The following is a 12,443-nucleotide window of genomic DNA, read 5'->3' on the forward strand; positions in this document are numbered from 1 at the left end:
GTACGGCAGAATTGGTTGCGCTGGAGTATTGGTACCGGTGCCCTAGCGGATCCGGTCATCCAGGCGCTCTTCAATCAGTCCGCCGGGGTCTTGGTGAATGGTGACCTCGGACCCCGGGTAGGCCTGGCGTATGGATGTTGCCACGGCTTCGCAGATATCGTGGGCGCTGCCCAGGGTCATGTCCCGTGGCAGGGTCAGGTGCAGCAGGATAAAGGTCTGGAGCCCGGAACGCCGGGTTCTCAGGTCATGGGCATCAATGACCCGTGGATCGCGCGCGGCCAGGGCTAGGATCCGTTCGCGGTCGGCATCGGGCAGTTCCCGGTCCATCAGGTTGTCCAAGGCATGGGCCGTAATGCGGACTATGCTGTAGACCAGAACGCCGGCCACGATCAGCGCGCACAGGGGATCAGCCCACGTCCAGCCTATCTGTGAGGATGCCAGCAGGGCGACAATGACCCCCAGATTGATCATCAAATCCCCGGAGTAGTGCAGGCTGTCGGCCGATACGGCAACCGACCCGGTCAGCCGTACAACCCGTTTCTGTGCGGCGACAAGGCCCAGGGTCAGGACAATACAGACCAGCATGACGGCAATGCCGGTTGTTTCATGCTGTACAGGTTCAGGGGTGATCACGCGCGATACGGCCTCTATGCTCAGCAGGACAGCCGATATACCGACAAACACAGACTGGGCCAGGGCTGCCAGGGGTTCAGCCTTGCCGTGACCGAAGCGGTGATCGGCATCCGGCGGCACAAGGGATTTGCGGACGGCCAGCATGGTGATCAGAGATGCGGCAAAGTCTAGGCCCGAATCGATCAGGCTGGACAGCAGGGCGACCGAACCCGACATCCACCAAGCGGCAAACTTGATGGCAACCATCAGAACCGCCATCCCGGTCGCCAGGGCAGTCACACCGCGCATCAGGCGTGCGGCCTGCTCCGGGCTGACGGAGGTGGGGGATGCCGGGTGTTCTGCATTGTCTGTCATGGTGTTCCCATGGGTAGCATTGTGTCTGGTGTGGATGGAAACAGCTCTTCCATCGACAGCCAAGGGAGCGGTACCGATCTGCTGTGGCGTATTGCCGGGGAGTAGGCCGCAACAGATCCGTAAGTCTACGGGGTTTTGCTATGGCCCCAGTCCTATCATGTAGGCGAAGGCCCGCCAAGAGAGGTTGGTTGCAGGCACAGCAGATTGGCTACGGATACAGGCGTTTGGTTGTCCAGGTTCCGTCGGTTTCGGCTGTGTACACGATGCGGTCGTGCAGGCGGAAAGGGCGGTCGCGCCAGAATTCAATCTGCGCCGGCACAACCCGGAACCCTGACCAGTAGGGGGGGCGGGGTATGTCTCCGAAGCCGAATTTGAGGCCATATGTCGTGATGCGTTTTTCCAGCTCGAAACGGCTGCCAAGTGGGCGAGACTGTGAAGAGGCCCAGGCCCCGATCCGCGAATCCCGCGGACGGGAGGCGAAATAGGCATCGGCTTCGGCCTCGCTGACGGTTTCCACGCGCCCTTCCACGCGGATTTGTGCCCGTAGGGATTTCCAGTGTAGGCACAGGGCTGCGCGGGGGTTTTCCAGCAGGTCTGTACCCTTGTGGCTTTCCCGGTTGGTGTAGAACACAAAACCTTGGTGATCGAAAGACTTGAGCAGCACCATGCGCGAGGACGGGTACCCCTGTGCATTGCACGTGGCCAGGTTCATGGCATTCGGGTCGTTGGGTTCAGATACTTCCGCGGCTTTCAGCCACTGGCCGAACTGGACGATGGGGTCGGCGTTCTCGTCAAGGGAGATGCTGCTCATAGTGGAGGCAATCCTGCTGGGCATGCTGCTGGTCCCCACCATAACGCCTGTTGTGTCTGGTTCCCAGAAAAACAGGATGTATGCAGTGGATGGTTTTGTATTATCCGGGTTCTTGTGCAGGGCTTGCGGTTCTGTCAGCCTGCTCCCACTATAAGGGTTGAGCGTGTATGGGCAGACTGTGACGGATCTGCCGCTTTCCGGTTTCACGGAGTGATGCTGCATGCAGGATCCCTATGTTGTTTTGGGGGTACCCCGAACGGCAACGAGTGCCGAGATCAAGAAGGCATACCGTGCCTTGGCCCGCACGGTGCACCCCGATTGCAACCCTTGCGATGACGGGGCCGGGGAGCGTTTCCGCGATGTTACGGCGGCCTATGACCTGTTGTCGGATCCACGGCGCCGTGCGCGTTTTGACCGGGGCGAGATCAACGCTGATGGCAGCGAGCGGGTCTCTTCTTTCCGTCATGCCAGGGGGACAGCTGGACGGTCGCCATGGGGATACGGGCATGAGGACGTTGGAGCCTCTGATGATGACCTGTTTGCCGATCTGTTGCGCAGGACCGGTTATCAGCACCGTGGTGCATCGCGGCCCGGATCCGATGTGCGTTATACGCTGTCTGTAACGTTCGAGGAAGCGGCTCTTGGCGGGGTCAGGCGTATCACCTTGGCTTCGGGCAGGGCGCTGGATGTGAAGGTTCCCGCAGGCTGCGAGACAGGCGCTGTTTTGCGTTTGAAAGACATGGGGCTGCCGGGAACCGGCGATGGTCAGCCTGGTGATGCCTTGGTGGAGGTGACCGTGCAGGATCATCCTCTGTTCCGTCGTGATGGTCTGAACGTGCTGGCCGATATTCCGGTATCCCTGTCCCAGGCTGTTTTGGGTGCGCGCGTGACGGTGCCGACGGTTGATGGGCTTGTGCAGCTTATGATTCCGCCCGGCTCCAACACAGGAACCCAGTTGCGTCTGAAGGGGAAGGGGATTGTCCGTTCCGGTTCCGGAAGTGGGCGCGGTGACCAGATTTGCCGGTTGATGATTGTGCTGGAAGACCCGTCTGACCCGGTGCTGAAGGACTTTCTGCAAAATGCCGGCGCTGCGCAGGGGTTATAGAATCGGGTCCTGTACGGCTTGGTGTCTGTGCAGAAACGACGTTTTCAGTCCTACCCTCTAGGGTGTTGTTGGTCTGTGTCGTGAATGTTGGCTCCCAGCCTCTTGTTTTATCTGGCTCTTGGGCATGATGGCGGTCTGCTTTGGTGCTGCGCCGGTATTCCGGTCTGTGCCGGGATGATTGTCGGCGCCCTGCCTCTGTGTGATGATCCCTGCATTCCGGCCTTGTGCCTGGGGCTTGTTTCCCGGAGAGAGACCTTGAGCGCAGAACGACAGAATGAATCCGCCTTTGTTGACGGAGTCTTCCATGACCTTCTGGGGCTTCTGGAAGATACCCGGTCTTGGATCACCGATTCGGACCAGCAGAAAAAAGAAAGCGCTTCCTTGCCGCCGGAAGCCCGTATCGGGCTGACCCGTGACCTGTCTACCTTGACCAGCCGGGCAACGGCGGCCATGTCGGTGGTTCTGCTGTACAAGGCCTTGGACGAGGACGCCTCGCAGATCAAGGACCCGGGTAGCCAGCTGGATGAGCTGTATGCCGAGGTGGCACGTGGCGTCGGGTCTCCCGGCAAAACGACAACGCCGAAGTTGGCGGATCTCATGGTGCGGGCCCAAGATGTGTTGGGGTCTGTATCCGAGGTGCGCCGGATGATCTTGTCGCAGATCAATGCCCCGCGTCACTGACTGTACGTGATCCTAGTGGTGACGGTGTGATCTTGTCGGCCAAGTTGCCTTCCCGTTGGGTGTTGTTCATGGTCAGGTGCGCGCGCATGGCATAGAGCGGGATTTGTCGATACAGGGGGATAACGGGTGCCTCTGTATCAAGAATGACCTGTATCTCTGCCAGTCGCGTGCTTTTTTCTCCAGCATTCTCCATTTCTGCAGCCGCAGCCAGAAGCCTGTCCATGCGTGGATTCTGCCACCCTGTCCGGTTCATCTTTTGTGTACTGCCGAGAAGCGACGAGGCAGGATGCATGGGAGTCCGCATATCCAAGGCTATTCCCAGCAGCATCAATGAATAGTCCCCATTTCCGGCAGATCGGTAAAACAGTTCCGGTTCGACAGGTTCTATGACAACCGTTACCCCGATCCGGCTCAGTTGCAGGGCCACAGTATTGGCAATTTCGAGCGCGGATACATAGCGGTCTTCCGGCATATGCAGGCTGACCGTGAAGCCGCCTTCCCAGCCAGCCTCGCGCAGGAGCTCCCTGGCTTGCTCTGGCTCTGACCGAAGGTGTGTCGGATGCACGGAAGAGGACAGGGGGCTGTCGGTTGGTTCTGCAAAGCCGCACAGGCTGTCTTCTGTCAAAGCCTGTCGGTCAATTGCCAGTGAAATGGCTCGTCGAACCCGTGGGTCATGCATCGGGTTCTTATTGGTGCTTCGGTTTCCGGTTTTCAGGACAAACGGGCTGTGGCGCTTGCGGGTATCAGGGGCCAGAAACAGGAGTTGGTCGGGTTTCAGGCTGGTAACCGTATAGGCGGGATTACGGACCAGACGGCTTGCATCAGCAGGGGGAAGTTGTTCGATAATATCAATATGCCCGGCAATCAGGGCGGTAACCCGAAGGGCATCATCGGGTATGACGCGCAGGATAACGGTATCCCATTGTGGTGGCGGTCCATGGTAATTGCTGGAAGCCCGCAGGATGACTTCTTGTTTCTGGCGGTCGAATTTCTGGAGCCGATAGGGTCCGCTTCCTGTTTTCTGCAGCAGTTGGTCAAAGTCAGCCCGGCTGGCCATGACGGCCTTGGTCGGAATGATCTTCAGAATGCTCAGCCGGTATGGCAGATCCGGAATGGGGTCGGTGGTGTGAATGCGCAGGACATGGGGTGACAAGATCTCTGTCCGTGCAATGGCAGACAGGTAATCGCCGAAAGACACTGGGCTGTCGCGCACTGACCGGGCCCGTTGGATGGATGATACCACGTCCTGCGCCCGCAAGGGTGCCCCATCGTGAAACCCGGCGTCTTTCCTGAGAGTGAAGTCCCATGTATTCGGTGTTGGCTGTGTCCACTTCACGGCCAAGGACGGAGCTAGGCGTCCATCCTGATCGCGTATGATCAGAGTATCGTAGATGTGTGAAAGCAGCAGGATATCTGGCATGTAGACATGGCGGTGCGGGTCTGCCGATATGATTTCAGAAGCCAAGGCAATGCGCAGGGTTTTTTCCGACAAGTTGCGTGCATACGCCACGCCGTGGCTTGCCAAGACCAAGACCAAGACCATCACCGCAAGGATGGCTCCTTTCTTCCCTATCGTGTTCCGCAGGTTCTCGGGCTGTTGTGTCATTGTGCACCTGTTCCTGACGCGATCATTATGGCCGTTGGTGTTGCATGCCGAGGCTTGTGTCAATGATGGATCCGGGGACCCGACAGCGTTTTCAAACTCCATGTGGCTGTTGCGGTATGGACTGTGGAAGGATGGTCAAGAAGCTGATAAAGTGCAACAATTCAAGTCTGTTCCGGGCCTGTTTGTTGACAGGATACTCGGGGTCTGGCTGTACCCCGTAAGCAGGGTGTGACATGTTCCCGTCTTCGGCTTCGCCTGCCTTCCCCCTGAAGGGGATGAGCCTTCGTTCCGTTGTTATGGTTGCCAGCATTATGATGCTAGTGACGGTTGCGGGTGCGTCGCTGGCCATTCTTCTGGCCTTCAGCCGCACCATATCCTTGGCCGAAGAAACAGAGGGGCGTATTATTCCGGAAGTTCTGGGGCAACAGACATTGGCTGTCTTGGCTGCAGAACTGGCCAGAACAGCTGAAGTGGTTCTGGGAACTAATGATCCTGCCCGTCGTGATACCGCTTTGATGTCTGCCGAAAAGACGGCTGTCCGCTTTGCTCCCCTTGCCGGTATGGACAGTATGGCTTCTCTGGATACAGCGCTGTCTGCTATTCGGCGCAGTGCCTATCTACGTGACTTGGCCGATACATTGGCGGCGCAACGGTCTGGTATTCAGGTGCGGTTGGATGAAGTCATCATTCCTGTCCGCCCTGTCAATGCTCTCTGGTCACAGATCATGTTGGAACTGCAGTCGTTGTTGGCCCGTGTGGAGGCCGAACAGGACATTGACCGGCTGCAAGCTCTTCAGGTTCATATTTCTGCCACCCGCAACCGTTTGCTTGCTCTCTACAAAGGGTCTTCTCCATGTCTGGAATGTCCTGAAATTGCCAACAGTCTGCTGCAGGATATCCTGTCGGTGGTTGATCTGCGCCGCGAACAGCTGGCGGTCTTGGTTCAGGCGGACAAGGAGGCCAGCCAGACGCGTGTGTCGCTAGAGCATATGACGGCAAATCTATCTAGGACAGCTGCTAACACGGTGCGGAACAGTGCTGCGGCAATTGTCGAGGCTGGATGGCAGGGCATTATCATGGGCTCTGTCTTGGTGTGCGGATCCTTGGTTCTGATCCTTGTGGGCGGGCTTTTGTTGTTACGGCATGTTGTGCGTCCGGCTGTTCGTGCCCGTGAAGCCCTAGATGCGATTTACAGCGGCGATTCCCTTCCTGCGCAGGAACCGGCATTACTGAAAGAGTTCCAGGTGATTGGCGAGGCGGTTCAACGTTTGTCCTGTGCCTTGGGGAATTTGAAGGACAGCGAGCAGAATGCCCTACGTGGTCGACAGCAGCTGGAATATCTTCTGGATATTTCGCCCGCCCCTTTCATGCTGGTTGACCTGACGTCTGGTCTTGTTTCCCGTGTCAATGCGGCTGCTGCCGACCTGTTCGGGATCCGGTGCGATGGGTTATCCGGTGTGATGGCCGAGGATTTGTGGATCAGTCACGAAGCGGTCTCGGATGTGTTGTCCCGTTTACGCAACAATGATGCGGTGGAGCGTCTGGACATGCAGTTCCGTCGTGTTGCCGCGCCACCATTCTGGGCCTTAGTATCTGCCCGTACCGGTATGCTGGATGGTCGTGCCATTGCCTTGGTTGGCTTGGCAGACATTACGGATCGCAAGCATTATGAGAATCGCTTGCGTTTGTTGATCGATGATCTGGAACGTTCAAACCGCGAACTGGAACAGTTTGCTCACAGCATTGCTCATGACTTGCAGGATCCTTTGCGTGCGATGGTCAATGGCCTGCAGCAGATTGGCCACAGGGCCGGTGATCTGCTTGATGAGTCATTCCGCCGCGACATGGGGCGTGTTGTTGAAGGCGGGCGGCGCATGGAGCGCATGATTACAGAGCTTCTCGACTATTCTCGGATCGACTGTGGCGGCGCCTGCGAGCCCGTACCCCTGTGGGATGTGGTTGCCCGGGTTTCTAGGGGGCTTGGACCGGTTCTTGAGGAGTGTGGGGCTGTCCTGTCCGTTGATGGTCGCTTGCCGTCGGTTGCTGCACATCCCGAGCCTGTGGCCGGGTTATTCCGTAATGTGCTGTTTCATATTCTCGACAGCCAAGATCCGCAGCAGACGCTGAAAATTGTGATCCGTGTTTTGCAGGCTGGGGATTTTTGTGAATGTGTTGTTGCCTATAACGGGCATACTGCGCCGATCAGTACGCATCATGATATGGTTCCGCATGGCGATGACACCCGCCCTGTGGTGACAGCCGGTGGTATCGGGCTGTCGCTATGCCGCCGTATCGTTGAAAACTATGGTGGCCGCTTGTGGATTGATCCGTCCGGTGGTCTGGAGCCAGATGGGCAGGACAGTGCCGTCCATTTTACCCTTCCGCTGCACGATCCGGTTTCTGCCCTTGAGCCGCAGAAGGTGTTGTAAGAGGTAAGCGCTGGGTACCTGTCCCCTTAATTCGGTTGTTTCTCGGCCCAGCTGATCTTTTTGCGATAAATGGTGGACGGGCTGATCTCCAGCAGCGCGGCAGCACGCGGGATGTTGCCCCCGCACACATGGATTGCGGACTCAATTGCCTCTTTCTCGATCAGCCACAGAGGCTTCAGATGACCCGGACCATTGCCTGCATCAGGATGGCCTGCATCGTGATTGTGCAGGATCGCTGCTTTCAGTGCACTGGATGTGGCGGCAACAGTATTCCCCAGAATGGCCAGGGCGGCTGGTCCGGGGTTTGCCTTTGCTTCAGCCTGCAGCTGTTCGGGGAGCATGTCTAGGATAAGCTCTTCCCCCGTATGCAGGACAATGGCGCTGCGCAAAACGTTTTCCAGCTGTCGCACGTTCCCGGGCCAGTCATGCCCGGCAATCGCCAAGGCGGCCGGGCGGGCAATGCGGCGGAAGGGTTTGTTTTCCTCGGCCGCCAGGCGCAGCAGCAGGGCCTGGGCAATTTCCAGCGCATCGCCGTCCCGTTCCCGCAGGGGAGGCAGATGGATCGGGATCACGTGCAGCCGATAGTACAGGTCTTCGCGAAACCGTCCTTCCTCCACTTCTTTCAGGGGATCGCGGTTGGTGGCGCAGATAACACGAATGTCAACTTTTTGCGCCTTGTCGGCACCGACCTTCTGGACCATTCCCGTCTGGAGAAAGCGCAACAGCTTTCCCTGAAGGTTGATGTCCATTTCCCCGATCTCGTCCAGGAACAGCGTGCCGCCGTCAGCCTGGCTTGCGGCACCGTCCCTGGTGGCGATGGCCCCGGTAAAAGACCCTTTCAGGTGCCCGAACAGCTCGCTTTCCATCAGGTCCCGGGGGATGGCGGCGCAGTTGACAGCCACAAACGGCCCGTTGCGGCGTGGGCTGGCCCTGTGGATGGCTTCCGCGCAGAGTTCCTTGCCGGTGCCGCTTTCGCCGGTGATAAAGACGGTGGCGCGTGAGGGGGCTGCGGCCTCGATCATCCGGTATACGCCCCGGATGGCGGCCGATGACCCGATAAACCCACCCCATTGCCCCGGTGGTTCAGGCTGGAGCTGTTCGGTTAGCTGCTCAACCTTTGTGCTGAGCTTCTGTTTGGCAATGACATTGCCGACTGTGACCTGCAAGCGTTCAGGTGGGAAGGGTTTGACCAGAAAGTCGTCGGCCCCGGCTTGGAGAGCCTCGACAGCCAGACGAACTGAGGCTTGTGACGTCACAGCCACGACGCCACACGGCATGCCGTTGCCACGAATATGGCGCAGGATTTCAAGCCCGTTCATATCTGGAAGGTTGACATCCAGAACCACGGCATCTGGTGGGGATTGTGACAGGATATCCATGGCCTGCCTGCCGGTTTCGGCCACACGGGTTTCCCATGCCGCAAGATCACCGGCATAGCGTTCCGCCATCAGGGGATCATCTTCAACGATGAGTATCCCGGCTTTCATGGATATGCGGTCGCCCCCCGGTTCCCTGTTCAATCCCACCTGTCACGCTATATCAGTGAGGGTCGCTTCGCAACCGGGGTTGCTGTTTTCCTGTATCTGGTCCTTGCAATACCCTTGGGCATACAACAGCCCGGTCAGGTCGCAGTAATCCAGCCGGAACGCCGTGCTGCTGTGGACTAGGGGCTTTGCCCGCCAGGCAATGCCAAGGCCGGCGGCTTTCAGCATGGGAATGTCGTTTGCACCATCCCCGATTGCTGCGGTGGCGCTGAGGGGGATGCGCCGTGCGCCGGCCCGTTCCATCAGCAGGCGGAGCTTGGTTCCTTGATTCAGGATCGGGTACGCGACGGTTCCGGCCAGGGTTTGCCCGTCCAGCTCAAGGGTATTGCCTTGGTGTTCGTCAAAGCCACAGGCCCGGGCAACCCGTTCTGTGAAAAACGTGAATCCTCCCGAAGCTAAAAGGCAATAGGCCCCGTGGTCCCGCATGGTTTGTACCAGTGCGCGGGCACCCGGGGTCAGGGTGATGGCCTGCCATGTCTGTTCCAGTGTGCTGACTGGCAGGCCGCGTAGCATGGCCACGCGTTCTTCCAGGGCAGCCTCGAAGTCCAGTTCGCCCCGCATGGCTTTGGCCGTGATTGCCGTGATCCTGTCTTTGACACCGGCGAAGGCGGCCAGATCATCCAGAGTTTCCCCGGTAATGATGGTGGAGTCCATGTCGGCGACCAGAAGCATCTTGCGGCGGTGTTCCGTACGCTGGCTGATGCAGTCAAGCTGGCAACCCTGCAGGGCGTGGCGAACGGCAGCATCAGCTAGGCTGGGGTCGATGGCGCCAAAGGGAATGTCGCAGGCTTCTTCCGTTGCCAGCCATTCCGGGCGCCCGGTTTCGGCATGGCGGCTGCGCAGGGCAGCGCGCGCGGCGTCTACCATATCCGGGCTCAACTGACCGGCTTCGGGGGCGATGAGTGTCAGTGTACAATCCATTTTTGGCAGCCCTTGCAAGGAAGAGAACAGGCGGTCAGAATGCCGGCGCGGAAGCCGGGGTTGTTGCTGCGGTTTGTCGTCCGGATACTGGTATTACGGGGCAGGAAAGACAGTTGGCAAGGGTAATTGACGCATTGGGTTCTGTGCAGCGTGATAGGGCCATGGTGGTAGTGGCTGGGCCAACAGCCAGCGGCAAGTCTGCCTTGGCCCTGGATCTGGCCCGCCGCTTTGGCGGCTGCGTCATCAATGCGGATTCCATGCAGGTGTACCGCGAACTGCGCGTGGTCACGGCCCGCCCGACTGTGGAAGAGGAGCAAAGCGTTCCCCACAGCCTGTATGGTGTTCTTGGTGGAGACGAAGTGTGTTCGGCAGCGCGCTGGGCCGATATGGCGGCGCAGGATATTGCCCGATGCCGGGAGCAGGGTATCCTGCCGGTTGTCACCGGCGGAACGGGTTTGTACCTGCGTGCCTTGGTGCATGGGTTGTCGCCGATACCGGATGTTCCATGGGATGTGCGGGTGCAGGCCCGGGCGCTGATGGACGACATCGGGAATATTGCCTTTCATGCCCTGCTGACAGAGCGGGATCCTGTGACAGCAGCCCGCCTGTCGGTGGGGGACACCCAGAGGCAAATCCGGGCGCTGGAGGTTCTGGAGGCAACCGGATGCTCCATCACCGCATGGCAGAAAGAGCCACCGGTACCGGTTGTCGACGCGGATGTCCTGACCATCATTCTGGATCCGGCACGTCCGTGGCTCTACCAGCGCTGTGACCTGCGTTTTGTGCAGATGCTGGAGCAGGGGGCGCGCGACGAGGTGCAGGCTCTGGATGCCATGGGGCTGCCTGCCGATGCCTTGGTCCTGAAGGCACTGGGTGTGCCGGAACTGCGGGCCTTGCTGCATGGGGTAATGTCGGAAGCAGAAGCGATTGATGCAGCCCAACAGGCGACCCGCAACTTTGCAAAGCGGCAGGTCACCTGGTTCCGGCATCAATTGCCGGCAACCCTGCGCCTGTCGGGGGAGGATCCCCGACAGTGGTGCGAGCAGGCTACAGGTCTGTTGGCCGGGCTGTAACCCGGGGCGGGCTTACGGTTGGCTCTGGAGGGTTGCCGCAGGGTCCAGCGATGGCCGGCAGCTCAGCAACAGGGCCAGTACAACGCAAGCCAGTGCCGCTGCAAGGGGGGCGCCGGGGCTGATATTGGCCATGGCCCCGAAAGAGAACGCCGAGAAGCCGGCACTGAAGGCCGCAATCGCCGCAGCCAACCCCATGATGGAGCCTTGCCGGTCTGCATCGACACTGGCGGACAGGCGTGCCATCAGCCCGCTGTAGGACAGGCCGAAGCCACAGGCCCCGATGGTGGCCAGGGCATACTGTGCATAGGGGTGGGAGACAAACAGAGCCCCCCCGATGCACAGAGCCATGAGGAACAGGGCCAGTGAGACCATGGTGGCAGGCTTCATGTATTTCAGGGCCAAGCCCACCAGAGCCACAAAGGACACGGCCAGGCCGAAACCGGCCCAGGCAACCAGATGACTGACCGTCTGTGGGTCAAAGTTCCGCTCTAGAGTGACAAACAGGCCGATGAACTGGAAAAAGGTGTTCCACCCCACCAGCATGAACAGCAGCAGGATACAGCAGGTGCGGGCGCTGTCGGAACGGAAGGCATCGGCAAGGGTACGAACCGGGTTCTGGTAGGGTACACGGTTGGGCCCTGTATGGACGCTGTCCCTGAAGGTTAGCAGCAGGGCCAGCAGGTTGATCACGGACAGGACGGCAACAAATACAAATGGCGTTGTCAGGCTGAACCACTGCGCAATATCCGGATTGCTCAACCACCCGCCAACCAGAGGGCCAATCACATACCCCAAGGAGACTGCAAACATGATGTAGCCAATAAAGCGGGCGCGGTGATCCGGTTCGGTGACATCAATAATGGCAGCTTGGGCAACCGGCAGGCTGCCGGAGAAAAACCCACCGACCAGCCGCCCACCAATGAACAGCCACACACTTTTCAGCATGATGGCAAAGGTCATCAGGCTATAGCTGGCGGCCAGACCGGCCAAGCAGATCAGTAGAGTCTTTTTGCGCCCCAAGCTGTCTGACAGCGAACCAAGCAGGGGGGAGCCAAAAAACATGGCCAAGGAAAAGGCCCCCAGAGCCACGCCGTATAGGATATTGCGATACGGTTCGGTTCCGGATTCCATCAACCCAATATCCGGGTTATGGACTATGGGGGTCAGCATCGGGATGATCAGGCTGGCCCCTAGGCTGTCGATGAAAATGACGAGATAGATTCCCGCCAGGCTGAGTATGGTCTTATGCCCCAAAACAGGCCCCCTTGTGATGGTATTTAAGGTCG

10 protein-coding genes are annotated in these 12,443 nt (G+C 59.0%); 4 read left to right on the forward strand and 6 right to left on the reverse strand.

The genetic code is table 11. The annotated features are described in order from the left end of the window. Nucleotides 1–42 precede the first annotated feature (42 nt). Both AY555_RS05900 and pdxH read right to left on the reverse strand, forming a co-directional pair. Nucleotides 43–987 carry a cation diffusion facilitator family transporter gene (locus AY555_RS05900; protein WP_066134660.1) on the reverse strand — a complete coding sequence of 315 codons (945 nt, stop codon included), beginning with the start codon at nt 985–987 and terminating at the stop codon, nt 43–45. 208 nt (nt 988–1,195) lie between these two features. After that, nucleotides 1,196–1,798, reverse strand: a complete 603-nt coding sequence (pdxH, locus tag AY555_RS05905; protein ID WP_066134663.1) for a pyridoxamine 5'-phosphate oxidase — start codon at nt 1,796–1,798, stop codon at nt 1,196–1,198. Between the two features lie 220 nt (nt 1,799–2,018). Between pdxH and AY555_RS05910 the strand changes: the two genes are divergently transcribed. Beyond that, nucleotides 2,019–2,903: a DnaJ C-terminal domain-containing protein gene (locus AY555_RS05910; protein WP_066134666.1), complete on the forward strand. Its 885-nt coding sequence runs from the start codon at nt 2,019–2,021 to the stop codon at nt 2,901–2,903. Nucleotides 2,904–2,987: 84 nt separating this feature from the next. Beyond that, nucleotides 2,988–3,584 (forward strand): hypothetical protein, encoded by a 597-nt coding sequence (locus AY555_RS05915; RefSeq protein WP_066134669.1) that lies wholly within the window; start codon nt 2,988–2,990, stop codon nt 3,582–3,584. Here the strand turns inward: AY555_RS05915 and AY555_RS05920 are convergent. Next, a complete protein-coding gene (locus tag AY555_RS05920; protein ID WP_066134671.1) occupies nt 3,565–5,190 on the reverse strand; it encodes an ABC transporter substrate-binding protein in 1,626 nt (541 codons plus the stop codon). The genes AY555_RS05915 and AY555_RS05920 overlap by 20 nt on opposite strands. A gap of 233 nt (nt 5,191–5,423) precedes the next feature. Here AY555_RS05920 and AY555_RS05930 point away from each other — a divergent pair, with 233 nt between their 5' ends. Beyond that, nucleotides 5,424–7,619 carry a sensor histidine kinase gene (locus AY555_RS05930; protein WP_066134677.1) on the forward strand — a complete coding sequence of 732 codons (2,196 nt, stop codon included), beginning with the start codon at nt 5,424–5,426 and terminating at the stop codon, nt 7,617–7,619. 26 nt (nt 7,620–7,645) lie between these two features. On the opposite strand, the gene AY555_RS05935 is transcribed toward AY555_RS05930, so the two are convergent. Next, nucleotides 7,646–9,106: a sigma-54-dependent transcriptional regulator gene (locus tag AY555_RS05935; protein WP_066134680.1), complete on the reverse strand. Its 1,461-nt coding sequence runs from the start codon at nt 9,104–9,106 to the stop codon at nt 7,646–7,648. A 42-nt stretch (nt 9,107–9,148) separates the two neighbouring features. Continuing rightward, nucleotides 9,149–10,084, reverse strand: coding sequence for a phosphoserine phosphatase SerB (gene serB, locus AY555_RS05940; protein WP_066134683.1), 936 nt, complete (start codon nt 10,082–10,084; stop codon nt 9,149–9,151). Between serB and miaA the strand changes: the two genes are divergently transcribed. After that, on the forward strand, nt 10,066–11,157 hold the full coding sequence (gene miaA, locus AY555_RS05945; protein ID WP_245176891.1) for a tRNA (adenosine(37)-N6)-dimethylallyltransferase MiaA: 1,092 nt from the start codon (nt 10,066–10,068) through the stop codon (nt 11,155–11,157). The two genes, serB and miaA, sit on opposite strands and share 19 nt — an antisense overlap. A gap of 12 nt (nt 11,158–11,169) precedes the next feature. On the opposite strand, the gene AY555_RS05950 is transcribed toward miaA, so the two are convergent. After that, nucleotides 11,170–12,411, reverse strand: a complete 1,242-nt coding sequence (locus AY555_RS05950) for an MFS transporter (protein WP_066134686.1) — start codon at nt 12,409–12,411, stop codon at nt 11,170–11,172. Between the last annotated feature and the right edge of the window lie 32 nt (nt 12,412–12,443).

The organism is Haematospirillum jordaniae, from assembly GCF_001611975.1.
Lineage (GTDB): Bacteria > Pseudomonadota > Alphaproteobacteria > Rhodospirillales > Rhodospirillaceae > Haematospirillum > Haematospirillum jordaniae.